We start from the raw sequence: 18,628 nt of genomic DNA, 5'->3' as shown, positions 1-18,628 counted from the left end.
GAGTGGGCATACGCGAAGGGCTGGTTTCTTGCCGGGCAGCAACGTCGTCATCGTCGAATCGCCGGCCAAGGCGAAGACCATCAACAAGTATCTGGGCGACGACTACACCGTCATCGCCAGCTTCGGCCATGTCCGCGACCTACCGGCCCGGGACGGCTCGGTGCGCCCGGACGAAGACTTCGCGATGGAGTGGGAGCTGGGCGACCGCTCCAAGCGCCACATCGACGAGATCGCCAAGGCGGTGAAGTCGGCCGACCGCATCTACCTCGCAACCGATCCGGATCGCGAGGGAGAGGCCATCGCCTGGCATCTGTCCGAACTCCTTCGCGAAAAGCATCTGTCCGACAACCGCGACGTTCAGCGCGTCACCTTCAACGAGATCACCAAGTCGGCCGTCCAGACCGCCATGGCCAACCCGCGCGCCGTGTCGCAGGAACTGGTCGACGCCTATCTGGCACGCCGCGCCCTGGATTATCTGGTCGGCTTCACCCTGTCGCCGGTGCTGTGGCGCAAGCTGCCGGGCTCCAAGTCGGCCGGCCGCGTGCAGTCGGTGGCGCTGCGCCTGATCTGCGAGCGCGAGTCGGAGATCGAGGTCTTCAAGCCGCAGGAATACTGGTCGATCGCGGTGGGCTTCACCACGCCGGCCGGCGCCGCCTTCACCGCGTCGCTGACCCAGCTGGACGGCAAGCGCCTCGACAAGTTTGGTCTGCCCAACCGCGAGGCCGCCGAGGCCGCGGTGGCGCGGATCCGTCCGCAGGCTTTCGCCGTCTCGACGGTGGAGCGCAAGCAGAGCCGCCGCAACCCGTCGCCGCCCTTCACCACCTCCACCCTGCAGCAGGAGGCCTCGCGCAAGCTGGGCTTCGGCGCCACCCGCACCATGCGCACGGCGCAGAAGCTGTATGAGGGCGTGGACATCGGCGGCGAGACGGTCGGCCTCATCACCTATATGCGAACCGACGGCGTCAGCCTGTCGCAGGAGGCCATCGACGGCGCCCGCGGCCTGATCGGCACGCAGTATGGCGAGCGCTATGTCCCGGCCCAGCCGCGCGTCTACAAGACCGCCGCCAAGAACGCCCAGGAGGCCCACGAGGCCATCCGGCCGACCGACCTGCACCGCCGCCCCGACTCGGTGGCCGGCTATCTGGAAAGTGACGAACTGCGGCTCTATGAGCTGATCTGGAAGCGTACGCTGGCCAGCCAGATGGAAAGCGCCGTGCTGGATCAGGTGGCGGTCGACATCGCCAGCCCGTCCAAGGACGTGGTGCTGCGCGCCACCGGCTCCATCGTCGTGTTCGACGGCTTCCTGAAGGTCTATCAGGAAGACCGCGACGACGCGGCCGAGGACGACCAGCAGGAACGCCGCCTGCCGGCCATGGACCAGGGCGATGATCTTTCCCGCGGTGACATCGACCCGGAACAACATTTCACCCAGCCGCCGCCGCGCTATTCCGAAGCCAGCCTCGTCAAGAAGCTGGAGGAACTTGGGATCGGCCGTCCGTCGACCTACGCCTCGATCCTTCAGGTGCTGCAGGACCGCAATTACGTGCGGCTGGACAAGCGGCGTTTCATCCCCGAAGACCGCGGCCGTCTGGTCACCGCCTTCCTGGAGAACTTCTTCCACCGCTATGTGGAGTACAACTTCACGGCGGAGCTGGAGAACCAGCTGGACGAGATCTCCGACGGCAAGATCGACTGGAAGACCGTCCTGCGCGATTTCTGGACCGCCTTCGACGTGGCGGTGAACGGCACCAAGGACCTGACGATCACCCAGGTGCTGACCACGCTCGACAACGAGCTGGGCGCCCATTTCTTCCCGGCCGCCACCGAGGACGGCCATGACCCGCGCGTCTGCCCGGTCTGCCGCGAGGGCCGGCTGGGGCTGAAGCTGGGCAAGATGGGCGCCTTCATCGGTTGCTCGCGCTATCCGGAATGCCGCTACACCCGGCCGCTGGCCGTCGCCAACGACGAGAATGGCGAGGCACAGGAAGGCCCGCGCGAACTGGGCAACGATCCGGAGACCGGCCTGCCGGTGACGGTGCGCCGCGGTCCGTACGGCGCCTACATCCAGCTCGGCCCGGCGCCCGCTGCTGCCGCCCCGCCGGTGGAGGAGCCGCTCGCGGAGGAGCCTGCGGCGGACGGCAAGAAGCCGAAGGCGAAGAAAAAGAAGAAGGACGAGGCACCGAAGCCCAAGCGGGTTTCCCTGCCCAAGGGCATGGCCGCGGCCGACGTCGATCTCGACACCGCGCTGAAGCTGCTGGCCCTGCCGCGCGTCATCGGCAACCATCCGGAAACGGCCGAGGAGATCAGCGCCGGCATCGGCCGCTTCGGTCCCTACCTGAAGCATGGCAGCGTCTACAAGTCGCTGACCCCCGACGACGACGTGTTGACCATCGGCATCAACCGCGCCGTCGACCTGCTGGCCGGTGCTGCCAAGAAGGCGTCGGCCCCGGCCAAGACCCTGGGCGACCACCCGAAGACCGGCAAGCCGATCACCATGGGGTCGGGCCGCTTCGGGCCTTATGTGAAGCACGCCAGCGTCTACGCCTCGATCCCCAAGGGGACCGAGCCGGACAGCGTCACGCTGGAGCAGGCGCTGGAACTGATCGACGCCAAGGTCGCCAAGGACGCCGCCAAGAAGGGCGGCAAGGCGGCCAAGGATGCCGAACCGGCCAAGGCGGAGGGTGCCGAGGCGGAGAAGCCCGCCAAGGCGAAGGCCCCGGCGAAGACTGCGGTCAAGAAGCCGGCCGCCAAGAAGGCGACCAAGGCCAAGGCTGCGAAGGATGCTCCCGCCGAAGCCGCCGCCGCGCCGAAGAAGAAGACCGCGAAGGCGTCGTAACCGCCTTCGCCACCCCGGCAATTCCCCCTCCTCCCATCGGGAAAAGGGGGAATTCCATACCCCTCAGCGTGGTCGTTTCACCGCCAGCATGCTGGCGATGGCCGCACCGGTCTTTCCGGCACGCTCCCCGATCACGGTCAGCGTCTCGCCCGGTGCGGCGTCGATGTTCGCGGCCTTCAGCACCTCCACCGCCTTGTCGGGCGCCAGCCCCAGCGCCGGAGCGGCGGCTTCCAGCCGGGCGCCGGACAGGGCACCGAACACCGCCCCCGGATTGGCCCCGCCGCCCCCGGTGGTGCCGGTCATGCCGGTGAAGACCACCGAGACGATCAGGCTGCTGGCGAAGGCCGCCCGGGCGGCGTGCCGCTTCAGATAGCCCATGAAGGCGCGCCAGTTCTTCGCCAGATGCCACAGCGCAATGGCGGAGAACACCACGCTCAGCCACTCGTGCGAGAAGCGCACCAGCCCGGCGTTCCAGTGCAGAAGCAGCATGATGCCGGTCACGGTGGACACGACGAAGGTGACAATGGTGACGGGCGTCACCACGTCGCGGGTCATGGTCCTGGAAATCGTCGTGCTGGAATTGGAGGTTTTGGAAGACATCTGGGAAACGGTCATGGCAGTCGCTCTCGATCCGGTGTCGCTTCTTGTTGCGGCCATGATCGCGCGCGACTGTAACCGGACGATATCGGCCAGGCTGACGCTGTGTAACAGTATGTAACGCACCACCCGCATAGGGCGCCCGCCAGCAATCCTGTCCAAGACGACCGGGGCGCCCGCCTGTTAGACTGCGGCATGGACCAGCAATCCGCCCTCGATCCTTCATTGAACCGGACAGCAACCGGCGGCGGCGACTTCGCCCGGCTGTGGCGGGAGGCGCGCTTCGACGGCATGGAATGCCTGAACGCCCGCTTCCAGCGCCACAGCTACGCCCCGCACACGCACGAGACCTATGTGGTCGGCGTGATCACCGCCGGGACCGAGCTTTACCGCTGCCGCGGCACCGAACGGGTGGCGCGGGCCGGACAGGTGGTGGTGTTGGATCCGGAGATCCTGCATGACGGCCGCCCGGCGGAGGACGGCTATGCCTACCGCATGTTCTATCCCTCGGTGGCGCTCTTCGAACAGGCGATGGCCGACGCGCTGGGCCGGCCGGCGGCACCGCATTTCTCCGCCATGGAACTGGACGACCCGGAGCTGTTCCAGATCCTGCGCGGCCTGCACCATGGGCTGGAGGGGTCGTACCGCGAACCGCTGCGCACCGACACCGACGCGCTGCGCGCCTTCACAGCATTGGCGTTGCGCCATGGCGACCTGACGGCGCGGCCACGCGAGGCGGGACAGGAGCCGGCGGCGGTCCGCCGCGCGCGGGAGTATCTGGACGCCCATCTCGACAACGCGGTCGAACTGGCCGATCTGGCGGAGGCGGCCGGGCTCAGCCGCTTCCATCTGCTGCGTGTCTTCCGGGCGGCGGTGGGCACGACCCCGCACGGCTATCTGACCGACCGGCGGGTCGCCCAGGCCAAGCGGCTGCTGGCGGGGCCCCTGCCGCTGGCCGACGTGGCGCTGGCCTGCGGTTTCTGCGATCAGGCGCATTTCAACCGGGTGTTCAAGGGACGGGTCGGCGTTTCCCCCGGCCAATACCGCCGCGGCAGCAATCCCATCCAAGACGCGCCCGCAGCAGCAGCCTAGCGTCCCCACCCATGAGCACAGAAATGAGCACGGGCAGCTTCGCCGTACCGGCATCCCCGCGGCAGGACTTCGCGTCGGGTGTCGTCCATAGCCTGCCCATCGTGGCGGGCGCCATCCCCTTCGGCTTCCTTCTGGGCAGCCTAGCCGCCAAGGCCGGCCTGTCGGCGCTGGACATGGGACTGATGAGCGCCCTGGTCTTCGCCGGCAGTTCGCAGTTCGTGGCAGTCGAGCTTTTGGATAAGGGCAGCGCCGGGCTGGCGGTGGTCGGTGCCATTCTGCTGATCAATCTGCGCCACCTGCTGATGGGGGCGACGCTGGAGCCGCGCTTCCGCGGCGTGTCCAGGGCGCGGGCCGGGCTGGCGCTGTTCTTCATGACCGACGAGCAGTGGGCGCTGGCCCTGCGCCGCGGACCGGAGTTGTCGCTGGCCTACTGGTACGGCGTGGCGACGACGCTCTATCTGGCGTGGCTGTCCAGCACGGTGGCCGGGACGCTGGCCGGCACATTGATCGCCGACCCCGCCGCCTGGGGGCTGGATTTCACCTTCATCGCCGTCTTCCTCTGCCTGCTGGCCGGGCTCTGGCGCGGAGCCGGATCGCTGCCGCCCTGGCTGGCGAGTGCCGCCGCCGCACTGGCGGTCCATGCGATGTCGTCCGGCGGAACCTGGCACATCCTGGCCGGCGCCGTTGCTGGCGGGGCGGTCGCGGCCCTCCAAGCGAAGGGGCAAGGGAGGACCCGCAATGCCTGAGGCCCTGAATCTGGACTGGAGCGTCTTCGCCATCGTGCTGGGCGGGGCGCTGGTCACCTGGATGACGCGGATCGGCGGACCGTGGCTGATCGCGCGGGTGCGGCTGGGTCCGGCGGCGAATGCGGCGCTGGAGGCGACGCCGGGCGCGGTGCTGGTGGCCCTGGTGGCGCCGGCCGCGCTGTCGCGCCCGTCCGACGCGCTGGCCGCCGCCTTCGTCTGCCTGATCGCCCGGCGCGTGCCGATGGTGGTCGCGGTGGTCGCCGGCGTGGTGGCCGTGGTGGTACTGCGCCGCCTGATCTGACCCTTGCATTGCTCCCTGTTGCAAACTGCCGTCTGGTGAAGCGCGCGGGGGATGCCTATAAGTCGAGGATGACCGACCCGATCTCCGCCCCCGCCGCTGCCACCACCGCTGCCACGGCCGCTTTCGACCCGCATGCCCTGCCGCCGTTGCGCGACGTGATCGCGCGCTTCGGGCTGGAGGCGCGCAAGTCGCTGGGGCAGAACTTCCTGCTCGACCTGAACCTGACGGGACGGATCGCGCGCTCGGCCAACCTGCCGGCCGGCACCACCGCCATCGAGGTCGGTCCCGGTCCCGGCGGCCTGACCCGCGCGCTGCTGGCGACCAACGCGGTGAAGGTCATCGCCATCGAACGCGACCGCCGCTTCATCGAAGCCCTGGCCGACGTCATCGAGGCCTCGCAGGGCCGCCTGTCCATCGTCGAGGCCGACGCCCTGACGGTCGATCCGGAGGAACTGGCGCCGGCCCCGCGCGCCATCGTCGCCAACCTGCCCTACAATGTCGCCACCCCGCTCCTGCTCGGCTGGCTGGCGCGGATCGAGGCCTATGTCAGCCTGACGCTGATGTTCCAGAAGGAGGTCGCCGACCGGCTGGTGGCGAAGCCGGGCAGCAAGGCCTATGGCCGGCTGTCGGTCATCACGCAATGGCGGTCCGACGCCCGCGTGCTGTTCAACCTGCCGCCGCGCGCCTTCACTCCACCGCCGAAGGTCGAATCCACGGTCGTCCACCTGACGCCGCGAGCCAATCCGGAACCGGCCGACTGGCGCGCCCTGGAACAGGTCACCGCCGCCGCCTTCGGCCAGCGCCGCAAGATGCTGCGCCAGAGCCTGAAGTCGCTGGGCAGTGCCGAGGCGCTGCTGGAGGAGACCGGCATCGTCCCCACCGCGCGGGCGGAGGAGATCGACGTCGCCGGCTTCGCCGCGCTGGCCCGCGCCTTCCGCGCCCGCAACCCACTTGAGAGTCCGGCATGATCCGGGTCAACCCCCGCATCAGCCTGGACGAAAGCGAGTTGCAGGAGGAGTTCGTCCGCGCCTCCGGCCCCGGCGGACAGCACGTCAACAAGACCGAGACCGCGGTCCAGCTGCGTTTCGACGTGCGCCACTCCCCCAACCTGCCTGACCCGGTGCGCTACCGGCTGGAGCGGCTGGCCGGGTCGCGGCTGACCCAGGACGGGGTCCTGATCCTGGTGGCCGACCGCCACCGCTCGCAGATGCGAAACCGCGAGGACGCTCGCGAGCGCCTGATCGACCTGATCCGCGAAGCCGCCGCCCCTCCCCCGCCACCCCGCCGCCCGACCAAGCCGACCAAAGGCTCCAAGGAACGGCGGCTGGAGGGCAAGGCCAAGCGGTCGGAGGTGAAGAAAATGCGCGGGAACGTGCAGGACTGATCCGGACGTTCACCCGGCATGCCCGCCATGAGACGGGCGCATTGGACGGTTCAACCATCCCGTGCCAGCCTTGCCCTTCGCTTGCCTGCAAAACATTCCCCCGCGAGGACAAATCCGGGGCCGGAGACGTTCGATGAGTCATCCATCCGCCAGCGCCGCCCTGCCGTCGCCGACATCGGCCCGTCTGTCCGTCGGCTTCGCCTGGGTCGGACATTCGCTGATGCATATCGTGTCGGCGCTGTTCCTGACCATCGTGCTGGCGCTGGAGACCGAATGGAAGCTCTCCTATGACGAGCTGATCCGGCTGTGGACGCTGGGGGCCTTCATGATCGGGCTGGGGGCGCCGCTGGCAGGCTGGCTGGGCGACCGCTGGAGTTCGGCCGGCATGATCGCCGTCTTCTACCTGATGACCGGCGGCGGAGCGGTGCTGGCCGGGCTGTCGGACGGGCCGGAGATGCTGATGTGGTCGCTGGCCCTGCTCGGGCTGGGGGCATCGATCTACCACCCCGTCGGCATGGCCTGGATGATGGCGAATGCCGAGAACCGCGGCAAGGCGATGGGCTGGCTCGGCCTGTTCGGCACCTTCGGCGTCGCCACCGCCGCGGTGGTCGCCGGCAGCCTGACGCAATGGCTGAACTGGCGCATGGCCTTCATCATTCCCGGCGCGGTCTGCCTCGTGCTGGGCGTCGTGCTCGCCCTGCTGATGATGACCGGCGTGGTTCAGGACCGCCATGCCGACGTGAAGCCGCAGCCCAAGCCGTCGCGCGGCGACGTGGTGCGCGCCTTCTTCGTGCTGTCGCTGACCATGGTCTGCGCCGGGCTGATCTTCAACGCCATGCAGGTGGTGCTGCCCAAACTGTTCGAGGCTCGGCTTGGGGGGTGGTTGGGTAGCGGCACGCTGGGCGTCGGCGGGTTGGTGACAGCGGTCTACCTGATCTCCGCCCTGCCGCAGATGATCGGCGGCGTGCTGGCCGACCGGCATTCGCTGAAACGGGTCTATGTCCTTTGCCTGCTGGCCCAGATTCCGCTGATGGCCGCGGTGGCCGTCCTGGCCGAGCTGCCGCTGGTGGCCGCCGCCGCCTTCGTGGTCATCGCCTCGCAGACGCAGATTCCGGCGGAGAACATGCTGCTGGCCCGCTACACTCCGGACAAGCATCGCGGGCTGGCCTATGGCGCCAAATACATCCTGTCCTTCGGCGCCGGTCCGCTGGCGGTGCAGCTGGTCGCCTGGGTCTATGAGCGCACCGGCGACTTCACCATGCTCTATCTGACCCTGTCGGTGCTGGCGGCCATGGCCTTCGCCGCGGCCCTGCTGCTGCCGGACGACCGCCGCAAGGCCGAGCCGGTGGCGGAGCCGCTGCCGGCGGCGGAGTGACCCGCCGCCGGTTTCCCGGACCTTACCCCAGCGTCTTGTTCAGCGCCTGATCGAGGTCGGCGATGATGTCCTCCGGCGTCTCCAGCCCGATGGACAGGCGGATCACGTCGGGGCCGGCGCCGGCCGAGGCCTGGGCCTCCGCCGACAGCTGGCGGTGAGTGGTCGAGGACGGGTGGATGATCAGCGAGCGGGCATCGCCGATGTTGGCGAGGTGGCTGAACAGCTCCACGCTCTCCACCACCTTCACACCGGCCTCGAAGCCGCCCTTGACGCCGAAGGTCAGCACCGCACCGGCGCCGCGCGGCAGGTACTTCTTCGCAAGCTCATTGTACTTCGACGAGTCCAGCCCGGCATAGCTGACCCAGCCGACCGCCGGATGGCTTTCCAGGAACGTGGCCACCTTCAGCGCGCTGTCGGCGTGGCGCTGCATGCGCAGCGGCAGCGTCTCGATGCCGTTCAGCGTCAGGAAGGCGTTCATCGGCGCCTGGCTCGGCCCCAGGTCGCGCAAGCCCACGGCATGGCCGTGGATGGTGAAGGCCAGATGGCCGAAGGTTTCGTGGAAACGCAGGCCGTGATAGCCGGGGTCGGGCTCGCTCAGCGCCGGGAACTTGCCGGACTTGCTCCAGTCGAACTTGCCGCTGTCCACCACCACGCCACCGACCGAGGTGCCGTTGCCGGACAGGAACTTGGTGGTCGAATGCACAACCAGCGTGGCGCCCCACTGGATCGGGTTGATCAGGTACGGCGTCGCCAGCGTGTTGTCGACGATCAGCGGGATGCCGGCCTCGTCGGCGATCCTGGCGATGGCCTCGATGTCGGTCACCACGCCGCCGGGGTTGGCGAGGCTCTCGACGAAGATCGCCTTGGTCTTCTCGGTCAGCGCCGCCTTGACGTTGTCCACCGTATCGGTGTCGACGAAGCTCGGCTGCCAGCCGAAGGCGCGCGGGAAGCTGATGCCGAGCTGGTTCAGCGAGCCGCCATAGAGCTTCTTCGACGCGACGATGTGGTCGCCCGGCGCCATCAGCGGGAACAGGGCCAACAGCTGCGCGGCATGGCCCGACGAGGTCGCGGTGGCACCGGCGCCACCTTCCAGATTGGCGAGACGCTCCTCCAGCACCGCCACAGTCGGGTTGGTCAGGCGGGAATAGATGAAGCCGACCTTCTGCAGGTTGAACAGCGAGGCGGCATCGTCGACATTCTCGAAGACGAAGCTGGTTGTCTGGTAGATCGGCGTCTGGCGGGCGCCGGTCGCCGGGTCGGGAGCGGCGCCGGCATGGATGGCGCGGGTCTCGAAGCCGAAGCTCTTCTGCTCAGTCATCTGTGAGATTCCCCCAGTTTTTCAGATCAGTTTTTTGAAGGATTTCGTCGGCGCCCTGCGGCGCGTCACCAGCACGTTGGAATTGACCCCGATCCGGCCGATCTCGCCGTAAAGGCGCTGGATTTCCATCTTCGGACAGCGGTCCATCACCACGGTCAGGCCGGCGGCCTGGGCACGTGCCGCCGCCTCGTCGTTGCGCACGCCGAGCTGCATCCACACCACCTTGGCCCCGGCCGCGATGGCCTCGTCCGTCACCCCGCCGGCGGCGGCGGAGTTGCGGAAGACATCGACCATATCCGGCGGCTCCGGCAAATCCCTCAGGCTGGCATAGACGGCCAAGCCGAGAATGGTCTGGCCGGCCATCTTCGGGTTGACCGGGATGACGGTGTAGCCCTTGTCGCGCAGGTACTTCATCACGAAGAAGCTGGCCTTCACCGGATCGGCGCTGGCCCCCACCACGGCGATGCTCTTCGCGCTTTCCAGAACGCCGCGCAGGAAGGCGTCGGTGTAGTCCGCCGGCTCGGTGATTGTCTGGTCGCTCGTCCTGGAGCCGCTCATTGCCCGCACCAGACCGGCGTGCGCTTGCCGAGGAAGGCGTCGATGCCTTCGGCGGCGTCCTGCGCCATCATGTTCTCGGTCATCACTTTGGCCGCGTAAGCATAGGCGCCTTCCACGTCCAGATCGATCTGGCGATAGAAAGCCTCCTTGCCGGTGGCGAGCGTCAGCAGCGATTTCGACGCGATCTTGGCGGCGACGCCGGCCACCACCTCGTCCAGCTGGTCGGCCGGCACCGCGCGGTTGACGAGGCCGATGCGCTCCGCCTCCTCGGCGTCGATCAGGTCGCCCAGCAGCAACATCTCCATCGCCGCCTTGCGCCCGACCGCACGGGTCAGCGCCACCATCGGCGTCGAGCAGAACAGCCCGATGTTCACGCCCGGAGTCGCGAAGCGCGCGTCCTCCTCGCAATAGGCCAGATCGCAGGTCGCCACCAGCTGGCAGCCTGCGGCGGTCGCCACGCCGCGCACCTTGGCGATCACCGGCTGGCGGATGCGGTTGATCGTCAGCATCAGGCGCGAGCACTGGGTGAACAGCGCCTCGTACAGCTCACGCGACGGGGCGGCGCGCATCTCCTTCAGGTCGTGCCCGGCACAGAAGGCCCCGCCGGCTCCGGCCAGCACCACGGCGCGCACGGAGCGATCCTCGTCGATGGCGTCCAGCGCGTCCTGCAACGCCGCCATCAGCCCGACCGACAGCGCATTGCGCGCCTTCGGCCGGTTCAGCGTCAGCGTGGCGACCCCGTCGAGGTCTTCGCGCAGGACCAGCGGCTGATTGGGATCATGGGTGGTGACTGCGGCGCTCATGGTTGTTGTCCTCCCGTGCGTCTTCGGTTTTTGCACCGCGGGCAGCTTACCGCGCCGGGCCTGCGGGCAACACGGGGAACCTGCAAGGCAGGAAGGATGAGACGACATGCAGCAGAGGAATTCAACAGTGATTTCTGTTGTTCATCAGTTAAAATCTTCTATTAAAATAGGGAATTCGCATGGAAAGACGGCGCCGCCCCATCCGCGGAACAAGCGCGCCTTTTACTCCTCGTCGCCGTCACCGAGCAGATAGTCGATGTCGCCGCCGTCCAGCGCGCTGACCAGTCCCTTGCCTTCGATGGTGGCGTCGGACAGGCTGCCCTTGCGGCGCTGGAGGTCGAGGATGCGCTCCTCAACCGTGTTGGCGGCGATCAGCTTGTAGACGAAGACCGGCTTGTCCTGGCCGATGCGGTAGGCGCGGTCGGTCGCCTGATCCTCGGCGGCCGGGTTCCACCAGGGATCGTAATGGATCACCGTGTCGGCGGCGGTCAGGTTCAGGCCGCGGCCGCCAGCCTTGAGGCTGATCAGGAAGACCGGGACCTCGCGGTTCTGGAAGCGGTTCACCGGTTCGGCGCGGTCCAACGTGCGGCCGGTCAGTTCGACATAGGGGATGCCCGCCTTCTCCAGTTCCAGCTTGATCAGGTCGAGCATGGTGGTGAACTGCGAGAAGATCAGGATGCGCCGGCCTTCCGGCACCATCTCCTTCACCATCTCGGTCAGGGCGTGCAGCTTGGCGCTCGGCCGCGCCTTGCCGCCCAGGGCCGCAATGGATTTCAGCAGGCGCGGATCACAGCAGACCTGCCGCAGCTTCAAAAGCGCGTCGATCACCGCGATGGCGTTCTGGCCCAGCCCCTTGCCGCTCGCGGCCAGCGCCGCGCGCACCGTCTCGTTCACCGACAGGCGGATGGTCTCGTAGAGGTCGCGCTGGTCGCGCTCCAGGTCGATGCGCACCACCACCTCGGTCTTCGGCGGCAGTTCCTTCGCCACCGCCTCCTTGGTGCGGCGGAGCAGGAAGGGGCGGATGCGGCGCATCAGCAGGTTGGCGCGGGTGTTGTCGCCGCGTTTCTCGATGGGCACGCGGTAGCGCTTGCCGAACTCCTTGCGGTCGCCCAGCAGGCCCGGCATCAGGAAGGCGAACTGGCTCCACAGCTCGCCCAGATTGTTCTCCACCGGCGTGCCGGACAGGCAGAGCCGGTGCCGCGCCGGCAGTGCCGCCACGGCGCGGGTCGCCTTGCCGTCGGGGTTCTTGATCGCCTGCGCCTCGTCCAGCACGATCATGTGCCAGGTCAGGCGCTTCAGCAGATCGACGTCGCGCGCCACCACGCCATAGGTGGTCACCACGATGTGGGCGCGGTCGATCTCCGACAGCTTGCCGTGACGGTCGATGCCATGCAGCACGACGACGCGCAGATGCGGGGTGAAGCGTTCCGATTCCGCCACCCAGTTCGGCACGAGGCTGGTCGGCACCACCACCAGGCAGGGCTCGGTCAGCCGGCCCTCATGCTCTTCCATGGCGATGTGGGCCAGCGTCTGGGCGGTCTTGCCGAGCCCCATGTCGTCGGCCAGGATTCCGGCGACGTTGTTGGCGCGCAGGCTCTGCATCCAGGCGAGGCCGCCGCGCTGGTAGTCGCGCAGTTCGCCCTTGAAGCCCGGCGGCGGGGTCATGTCGCCCGGCATCTCGTCAGCACGCAGGCGCTGGAGATAGCCGTCGATCTGCGCCGTCTCGTCGCCGCGCCGGGCGATCAGGTCGTCGATGTCCAGCAGCGAATCGGCCTCGGCCAGTGGCACCTTCAGCCGGTCGCCGCTGCTGCGCCCGCTGTCCAGCATCGCTTCCAGAACGCTGAGCAGCCGCTCAATGCGCTCGGCCGGCAGGGCCAGGACGTTGCCGTCGTCGAGCACGATGTGGGCGCGGCCATCGATGATGCGGGTGCTCGACAGGCCGCCCTTCTCGACCAGACGGGCGAGGATGGGGAGAAGCGGCTGGCGCTCGCCGTCGATCTCGACACCGACATCCAGGTCGAACCAGCCGTCGCCGGCATCGCGCACGGCGACCTCGACCTCGGCCCCCGGCTCGATCACGCGGGTGCCGAAATCGGCGCCGACCTCGACGATCCAGCCGGCCTTGGCCAAGGCGGGAACCTCGTTGGTCAGGAAATGCTGCCAGCGCTCCTCGACGTCCCGCCCGGTCAGCCAGTGGACGCGAGAGCCGCGGGCGTTCAAGGCACCCTTGGGCGGCTCGATCCGCGCCTGGGCGAAGCCGAGGCCGGACAGCCGGTCCAGCGCCGCCTGCTCGTCGGCCTTGTCGCGGCGGACGAAGATGACCTCGTTGAACTCATCCTCGTAACGGGCGAACTGGCGCTGGTCGTCGGGCTCGATCTCCACCGCATTGTCGGGTTCGCCATAGTCGAAGGACAGGCGCAGCACGTCGACCAGCCCATCGGCCGGCGTCACCACGCGGCCAAGGCGGGCGATGATGCGGGGGGAGCGCTCGACGATGGCCGCGGCCTCCGCCGCCCCGCTGCGAACGCCGGGAATGCCGCTGTCGCGGAAGCTGGGCGTGGAAATTGACGGAGGTGGAGGAGTGATGCGCGGCATCGACGCGACACCACTGCGCGACGGACCGAACAGGCGCGACGGGTTCGCCTTCGACGGCACCGGCGGCGGTGGCGGGGCGGGCGGCACCGGTTTGGCCTTCGGCACCTCCACCACCTGGAGATCGACCGGGAAGACGGTGCCGGTGGCGCTGTCGACGCACCAGTAGGACTGGCCCTTCACCAGCACGCTGCGCTCGGGCAGGCCGGTCGGGCGCAGCTTGCGCGTGGCCGGGTCGCGGAAGGTGCGGACGGTACGGCCCGGCGCCTCGGCCAGCGGGGTGCCGTCGCGCCAGCGCAGGCGGCCGGTGGAGAGCAGACGGCGCAGCAGGCGGTCCACCGCCTCGCCCCGGCTCTTGGCGACGGGGGTGCGCTCGGTGCCACCACCGCCGAGCAGACGGGCGATGGCGCGGTCGGCATCGCCGTCCAGCGAGCGCGGCGCCTTGGCCAGCACGTCGCGCGGCGTGGCGGGGCTGCTGTCGGCAGAACCCTCGGCCACGAACTCCGCCAGGATATAGCAGGCGACATCGCCCTGCCCCGGCTCCAAAATCCAGCGCAGGCTGCGCACCGGCTCCGGCTTGGGAGTGGGGGGTGGTGGCGGCGGGGGTGGCGCCACGCTGCGGACCGGCGGTGCAACCGGCGGGCGGACCAGTGTGAGCGGGGGTTTGGGAGCAGCCGGCGGCACAGGAGGAGGCGCCGATGGCTGCACGGTGGCAGCAGCGACCGGCGGGGATGCGACCGGAACCGGCGGAGGAGGAGGAGGCGGGGCGAGCGGCGCCTTCACGTCGGCCACGTCGAACAGGGAGGCGCGGCGCCATTCCGGACGGCTTTCCAGCGCCAGCATCGCCGCCGCCGCCATGTGGGCGCAGGCGTTGCGGCCACAGGAACAGGTACGGTCGAGCACCACGCTGCGCTTGCCCTGCACCGGGGTCACCGTCACCGACAGCCGGCGGCCGAGGTCGCTGACCTCCGCCTCGATCCGGTCGCTGCCGGGCGCACCCAGCGTCACCGCACCCGTCATCATCAGCGTGCGGCCGCGCTGCAGCGTCTTGGCATCGAAGACGCGCGTCAGGTCATCCTGACCGAAGGGGACGGCGGCGCCACCCGACAAAGGGCCACGCGGCAAGGCATCGAAGAGCGACATGCGGTGCGGGGGTGACCAGGGCAGTTTGGATGGATTGGGTGCGGAAACGGAACGGAACGGAAACGGGGCGTCGGTATAGGATCTTACGCGGCGCCGCGCAAGCCTTTGGCTTAAGCATTGACGTGAACGGCGCCGTGTTGCCGGGACCGTGCGCGGCCGTCCGTCATAACACAGGATGCCGCCGGCTTCACCCCGGTTGGTGACTTATCCGCGGCTGCCGGGGAAGACACGGCCGGCCAGCTCGCACAGGCCGGCCCCGCTGCCGAGCTGATGGGCGGCCCAGCGGATGGTCCCCTCCACGAAGGACGGGTCGCCGGCATGGACCAGCAGGGCGAGCCCGAGCACCATCGCACTTGCCAGCCAGGGAGAGGGACGCAGCCGCGGGGCGCCGTCCTTTCGGCTGCTCCACAGGAACAGCAGGGCCGACAGCCCGCCGATGGTCAGCCCGGCCACCACCTCCGCCCCGGAATGGGCCGAGACGGCGACGCGCGAGGCCCCGATGGCCAGCACCAGCGCCACCGCCCCCAGCGGCAGGCCGATGCGCAGCCAGCGCGATTCAGCATTGCGTGCCGCCAGCGCCGACACCGACCCGTAGAAGACGGCGGAAAAGGCGGCGTGGCCGCTGGGGCTGATGAAGCGGTCGCCGGCGAACAGCGAGGGGAACAGCGGAAAGTCCGGCAGGCCGCAGCCATGCCCGATCAGCTTCAGCACGACCATTGCGCCAAGGCAAAGCGCCAGGGCCAGCAGCCAGCGCAGCGCCAGCGGCGCCGAGTGATGCCGCCACAGCGCGGTTGCATAGAGGGCGGACAGTGGAACGAGAAGGCTGCTGCTGCCCAGATGGGTGATGGCGCCGCTGGCGGTGGCGAGCATCTGATCCCCAATGATGCCGGTGGAAAGGAACGGCTTTGCCACATGGTGCGGCGCAGCAGGGACAGCAAGGGGACGAAAAAGGGGTGCGGACGCCCGGTCCGCCCCTCAACCCTCCAACTGGTCGGCGCGGGCGTCGGCGATCACGCAGTTGCGGCCCGAACGCTTGGCCTCGTACAGCGCCTCGTCGGCCCGGCGGACCAGACCCTCGGCGGTATCGCCCAGCCGGCCGCCGATGGAGATGCCGATCGACACCGTCACGTTGATCTCGCCGCGGTCGGCCGAGACGGCGAAGGGGAAATCGGCGATGCGCGAGCGCAGGCGCTCGGCGACGATCAGCGCCGCTTCGCCGTCGGTGTCCGGCAGGATGACGATGAATTCCTCGCCGCCCAGCCGGGCGACGAGGTCGAAGGTGCGCAGGTTGCGGCTGGCGCGGGCGGAAACCTCGCGCAGCACCTCGTCGCCGATGGCATGGCCGTAGGTGTCGTTGACCACCTTGAAGTGGTCGATGTCGAACATCAGCACCGACACCGGCTTGTGGCTGTCGATGGCGCGCTCCAGCAGCCGGGGCAGATGGGCGTTGACGTAGCGGCGGTTGAAGACGCCGGTCAGGCTGTCGGTCAGCGCCATCGACAGGCTCTGCTCGTAATTGGAGCGCAGCCGTTCCTGATAGCGCTTGCGCCGGATCTGGGTGCGGGCGCGGGCCAGCAACTCATTCCGGTCGACCGGCTTGATGACGTAATCGTTGGCGCCGAGTTCCAGCCCCTTCGCCACCTGCCCAAGGTCGCCGTCGTCGACCATCAGCAGGATCGGCACCTGCCGGGTGCGCTCATGCGAGCGCAGCTGCGAACAGAGCCGCAGCCCGTCCTCGTTCAGCAGGGTCAGGCTGACCACCACCAGATCGAGCGGGTTGCCCAGCGCACGTTCCAACGCCTTGGCGCAGGTGTCGGCGGAGGTCACCGTGTTGTGGTCACGCTCCAGCGTGTCCGTGATCTTTTCGAGATCGAGCGCGGAATCCTCCAGCACCAGCACGCTTGCGCGCTCGAAGGATTCGCTCAGCATGGTGCCGCTGCGCTCGATGACGCCGAACTGACCCGACGTGGTTTCGCGCAGGCGCCACTCGTCCATCATCATCTTCAGCCGCACCAGCGAGCGGACGCGCGCGAACAGCGCGATGTCGTTCACCGGCTTGGTCAGGAAATCGTCGGCTCCCGCCTCCAGCCCCCGGACGCGGTCGGCGATGTCGGACAGCGCCGTGACCATCACCACCGGAATGTGCATGGTAGCGGGGTCGGAGCGGATCTTCTCGCAGACCTCGAACCCATCCATGCCCGGCATCATGACGTCCAGCAGGACGATGTCGGGCGATTCCTTCCGCACCATCTCCAGCGCGTCGGGTCCGTTGAAGGCGGTCAGCACATTGAAGTATTCGCGCGTCAGCTTTGCCGCGAGCAGCTTCACATTGGGCAGAACGTCATCGACAACAAGGACACGCGCGGACATCGGAAGGGAAATCCTGCAGAATTGGCACAGTTGAAAGCGACTTATCCGAGAAACTTTTTGACCGTTTCAAGGAATTTCATGACCGAGATGGGCTTCGCCACATAATCCTCGCAGCCGCCCTGACGGATTTTCTCTTCGTCGCCCTTCATGGCGAAGGCGGTGACTGCGACGACCGGGATGCTCTTCAACTCCGGATCGTCCTTGATCCAACGGGTGACCTCCAGCCCCGACACTTCGGGCAGCTGGATGTCCATCAGGATCAGGTCGGGACGATGCAGGCGCGCCAGACGCATCGCCTCCATGCCTTCGCGGGTCTGCAGCGTGCCATAGCCGTGCGCCTCGAGCAGGTCATGAAAGAGCTTCATGTTCAGCTCGTTGTCCTCGACGATGAGGACGGTCTTGGTCGGCTTACCACCGGTCTCCAATGGTCCGCACGGCTCCGCTGGCATGCATCCTCCCTGGGTGTGACCCCCGCGTTCACGCTGTCCCGTTCACGCGGTCCGATGCCGCACCTTGCGCACCGCGGACGCGCTTCCCCCGGCCGGCAGGCCGAAGGCACGGTTGCGGGACCGCAGATCCGGTATACCCCCTTTCTGATTAGGTCGCGACGGTTAAATAGTCGTTACCGAACCGCTGGCCGGCATCCCTTATCGGACTGCGATCGCCCTGTCGGAAAACGGAAAACCGCCCGCGACGGACGCGGGCGGCCTCGATTGTCCGGAACAGCAACAACAGGCGGCGTCCGGCCTTCTCAGGCCGCCCGCTTCGCCTTGCGCTTGGCGTCGCGGCGGCGGGCACCCTTGGCGCCATACATCATGGCGTCGGCGCGGCGCATCACCTCGTCCTCGCTGTCCTCGGCACCATAGGGCTGGGTGCCGACGGAGAAGCGGACCGGCAGGGTCTGGCCGCCCCACTCCACATGGGTGGCATCGGCGATGGCGGCCAGCTGGCGGGCGCGGGCGAGGCCGTTGGCGGTGTCGGTGTTGGTCAGCAGTACGGCGAACTCGTCGCCGCCCAGCCTGGCGACGACATCCTCCTGCCGGACATTGCCGACGATCATCCGGGCCACCTGCCGCAGATAGGCGTCGCCGGCGACATGGCCGTGGGTGTCGTTGATGGCCTTGAAGCCATCCAGGTCGATCATGACCAGCAGCCCGCCGGCAGTGCCGTTGCGCCGGGCCGAGGCCAGTTCACGCCGGAAGTGGCTGTAGAAGCCGCGCCGGTTCAGGAGGCCGGTCAGCTCGTCCGTCATCGTCAGGCTTTCCAGGTAGGCGACACGCTCCTGCAACTCGGCGATCGTATCTTTTGCTTCGGCGAGCAACGCGATCGTCTCGTCCAGAGTCTGGCGCTCGGTCCCCCGCAGAAGCCCGACGCGCGAGGCCAGCGCGACCGGTGACCAGCCTGCCGGCACGTCGAAACGGTCGGCGGCGTGATGCTTCAGGTCCAAGGCGGCGACGATGGCGTTCATGGGGTCGGCTCCTCTGATGAAGGTCGGAACACTTCGCCTTCCTCT

At 68.4% G+C, this 18,628-nt stretch carries 17 protein-coding genes; 8 read left to right on the top strand and 9 right to left on the bottom strand.

The genetic code is table 11. The features are described 5' to 3' along the window. Positions 1-28: 28 nt before the first annotated feature. Positions 29-2,836 carry a type I DNA topoisomerase gene (gene topA / locus ABNQ40_RS21745; protein ID WP_109049841.1) on the top strand — a complete coding sequence of 936 codons (2,808 nt, stop codon included), beginning with the start codon at positions 29-31 and terminating at the stop codon, positions 2,834-2,836. 63 nt (positions 2,837-2,899) lie between these two features. On the opposite strand, the gene ABNQ40_RS21740 is transcribed toward topA, so the two are convergent. Next, positions 2,900-3,391 carry a DUF4405 domain-containing protein gene (locus tag ABNQ40_RS21740; RefSeq protein ID WP_247879778.1) on the bottom strand — a complete coding sequence of 164 codons (492 nt, stop codon included), beginning with the start codon at positions 3,389-3,391 and terminating at the stop codon, positions 2,900-2,902. Here ABNQ40_RS21740 and ABNQ40_RS21735 point away from each other — a divergent pair. The 7 genes from ABNQ40_RS21735 to ABNQ40_RS21705 all read left to right on the top strand — a co-directional run bounded on the left by ABNQ40_RS21735 (position 3,390) and on the right by ABNQ40_RS21705 (position 8,331). Beyond that, positions 3,390-3,554 carry a hypothetical protein gene (locus ABNQ40_RS21735; RefSeq protein ID WP_247879777.1) on the top strand — a complete coding sequence of 55 codons (165 nt, stop codon included), beginning with the start codon at positions 3,390-3,392 and terminating at the stop codon, positions 3,552-3,554. The genes ABNQ40_RS21740 and ABNQ40_RS21735 overlap by 2 nt on opposite strands. A gap of 74 nt (positions 3,555-3,628) precedes the next feature. After that, entirely contained in the window at positions 3,629-4,525 is an 897-nt protein-coding gene (locus ABNQ40_RS21730) for an AraC family transcriptional regulator (protein WP_109049839.1), read from the top strand. 23 nt (positions 4,526-4,548) lie between these two features. Further along, positions 4,549-5,271, top strand: coding sequence for an AzlC family ABC transporter permease (locus ABNQ40_RS21725; protein WP_109049838.1), 723 nt, complete (start codon positions 4,549-4,551; stop codon positions 5,269-5,271). Further along, complete coding sequence (locus ABNQ40_RS21720) at positions 5,264-5,572, top strand: AzlD family protein (protein ID WP_109049837.1); 309 nt, start codon at positions 5,264-5,266, stop codon at positions 5,570-5,572. Before ABNQ40_RS21725 ends, ABNQ40_RS21720 begins: the two co-directional genes overlap by 8 nt. 68 nt (positions 5,573-5,640) lie before the next feature. Beyond that, complete coding sequence (rsmA, locus tag ABNQ40_RS21715; protein ID WP_109049836.1) at positions 5,641-6,540, top strand: 16S rRNA (adenine(1518)-N(6)/adenine(1519)-N(6))-dimethyltransferase RsmA; 900 nt, start codon at positions 5,641-5,643, stop codon at positions 6,538-6,540. Further along, a complete protein-coding gene (gene arfB / locus ABNQ40_RS21710; RefSeq protein ID WP_109049835.1) occupies positions 6,537-6,956 on the top strand; it encodes an alternative ribosome rescue aminoacyl-tRNA hydrolase ArfB in 420 nt (139 codons plus the stop codon). Before rsmA ends, arfB begins: the two co-directional genes overlap by 4 nt. Before the next feature lie 133 nt (positions 6,957-7,089). Beyond that, positions 7,090-8,331: an MFS transporter gene (locus tag ABNQ40_RS21705; protein ID WP_109049834.1), complete on the top strand. Its 1,242-nt coding sequence runs from the start codon at positions 7,090-7,092 to the stop codon at positions 8,329-8,331. A 22-nt stretch (positions 8,332-8,353) separates the two neighbouring features. Here ABNQ40_RS21705 and ABNQ40_RS21700 read toward each other — a convergent pair whose 3' ends face one another. The 8 genes from ABNQ40_RS21700 to ABNQ40_RS21665 form a co-directional block, all read right to left on the bottom strand. Continuing rightward, positions 8,354-9,649 carry an O-acetylhomoserine aminocarboxypropyltransferase gene (locus ABNQ40_RS21700; RefSeq protein WP_109049833.1) on the bottom strand — a complete coding sequence of 432 codons (1,296 nt, stop codon included), beginning with the start codon at positions 9,647-9,649 and terminating at the stop codon, positions 8,354-8,356. Positions 9,650-9,670: 21 nt separating this feature from the next. Continuing rightward, a complete protein-coding gene (locus tag ABNQ40_RS21695; RefSeq protein WP_109049832.1) occupies positions 9,671-10,207 on the bottom strand; it encodes a CoA-binding protein in 537 nt (178 codons plus the stop codon). After that, positions 10,204-11,010: an enoyl-CoA hydratase gene (locus tag ABNQ40_RS21690; RefSeq protein WP_109049831.1), complete on the bottom strand. Its 807-nt coding sequence runs from the start codon at positions 11,008-11,010 to the stop codon at positions 10,204-10,206. The genes ABNQ40_RS21695 and ABNQ40_RS21690 overlap by 4 nt, the downstream gene beginning before the upstream one ends. 222 nt (positions 11,011-11,232) lie before the next feature. Beyond that, positions 11,233-14,745 carry a DEAD/DEAH box helicase gene (locus ABNQ40_RS21685; RefSeq protein WP_109049830.1) on the bottom strand — a complete coding sequence of 1,171 codons (3,513 nt, stop codon included), beginning with the start codon at positions 14,743-14,745 and terminating at the stop codon, positions 11,233-11,235. A 204-nt stretch (positions 14,746-14,949) separates the two neighbouring features. Further along, positions 14,950-15,615, bottom strand: coding sequence for a phosphatase PAP2 family protein (locus tag ABNQ40_RS21680; RefSeq protein WP_109049829.1), 666 nt, complete (start codon positions 15,613-15,615; stop codon positions 14,950-14,952). Between the two features lie 105 nt (positions 15,616-15,720). After that, positions 15,721-17,115: a PleD family two-component system response regulator gene (locus tag ABNQ40_RS21675; RefSeq protein ID WP_109049828.1), complete on the bottom strand. Its 1,395-nt coding sequence runs from the start codon at positions 17,113-17,115 to the stop codon at positions 15,721-15,723. A 41-nt stretch (positions 17,116-17,156) separates the two neighbouring features. Next, positions 17,157-17,564, bottom strand: a complete 408-nt coding sequence (locus tag ABNQ40_RS21670) for a response regulator (RefSeq protein ID WP_109049827.1) — start codon at positions 17,562-17,564, stop codon at positions 17,157-17,159. Positions 17,565-17,866: 302 nt separating this feature from the next. Further along, the gene (locus ABNQ40_RS21665) at positions 17,867-18,583 is read right to left on the bottom strand and encodes a GGDEF domain-containing protein (RefSeq protein ID WP_109049826.1); all 717 of its coding nucleotides are present in this window, start codon (positions 18,581-18,583) and stop codon (positions 17,867-17,869) included. Positions 18,584-18,628: the final 45 nt, after the last annotated feature.

The sequence above is a fragment of the Azospirillum sp. A23 genome, from assembly GCF_042938965.1.
GTDB classification, from domain to species: domain Bacteria; phylum Pseudomonadota; class Alphaproteobacteria; order Azospirillales; family Azospirillaceae; genus Azospirillum; species Azospirillum melinis.
The sequence above is the reverse complement of the archived record's forward strand: the minus strand, read 5'-3'. Positions and strand labels throughout refer to the sequence as shown.

Bases quoted from the DNA above. Each gene is read 5' to 3' on its own strand.
- ABNQ40_RS21670 (WP_109049827.1), bottom strand. From the start codon at position 17,564: ATGCCAGCGGAGCCGTGCGGACCATTGGAGACCGGTGGTAAGCCGACC.
- ABNQ40_RS21700 (WP_109049833.1), bottom strand. From the start codon at position 9,649: ATGACTGAGCAGAAGAGCTTCGGCTTCGAGACCCGCGCCATCCATGCC.
- arfB (WP_109049835.1), top strand. From the start codon at position 6,537: ATGATCCGGGTCAACCCCCGCATCAGCCTGGACGAAAGCGAGTTGCAG.
- ABNQ40_RS21680 (WP_109049829.1), bottom strand. From the start codon at position 15,615: ATGCTCGCCACCGCCAGCGGCGCCATCACCCATCTGGGCAGCAGCAGC.
- ABNQ40_RS21720 (WP_109049837.1), top strand. From the start codon at position 5,264: ATGCCTGAGGCCCTGAATCTGGACTGGAGCGTCTTCGCCATCGTGCTG.
- ABNQ40_RS21725 (WP_109049838.1), top strand. From the start codon at position 4,549: ATGAGCACGGGCAGCTTCGCCGTACCGGCATCCCCGCGGCAGGACTTC.
- ABNQ40_RS21685 (WP_109049830.1), bottom strand. From the start codon at position 14,745: ATGTCGCTCTTCGATGCCTTGCCGCGTGGCCCTTTGTCGGGTGGCGCC.
- ABNQ40_RS21690 (WP_109049831.1), bottom strand. From the start codon at position 11,010: ATGAGCGCCGCAGTCACCACCCATGATCCCAATCAGCCGCTGGTCCTG.
- ABNQ40_RS21695 (WP_109049832.1), bottom strand. From the start codon at position 10,207: ATGAGCGGCTCCAGGACGAGCGACCAGACAATCACCGAGCCGGCGGAC.
- ABNQ40_RS21740 (WP_247879778.1), bottom strand. From the start codon at position 3,391: ATGACCCGCGACGTGGTGACGCCCGTCACCATTGTCACCTTCGTCGTG.
- rsmA (WP_109049836.1), top strand. From the start codon at position 5,641: ATGACCGACCCGATCTCCGCCCCCGCCGCTGCCACCACCGCTGCCACG.
- ABNQ40_RS21735 (WP_247879777.1), top strand. From the start codon at position 3,390: ATGGTCCTGGAAATCGTCGTGCTGGAATTGGAGGTTTTGGAAGACATC.
- ABNQ40_RS21665 (WP_109049826.1), bottom strand. From the start codon at position 18,583: ATGAACGCCATCGTCGCCGCCTTGGACCTGAAGCATCACGCCGCCGAC.
- ABNQ40_RS21675 (WP_109049828.1), bottom strand. From the start codon at position 17,115: ATGTCCGCGCGTGTCCTTGTTGTCGATGACGTTCTGCCCAATGTGAAG.
- ABNQ40_RS21705 (WP_109049834.1), top strand. From the start codon at position 7,090: ATGAGTCATCCATCCGCCAGCGCCGCCCTGCCGTCGCCGACATCGGCC.
- ABNQ40_RS21730 (WP_109049839.1), top strand. From the start codon at position 3,629: ATGGACCAGCAATCCGCCCTCGATCCTTCATTGAACCGGACAGCAACC.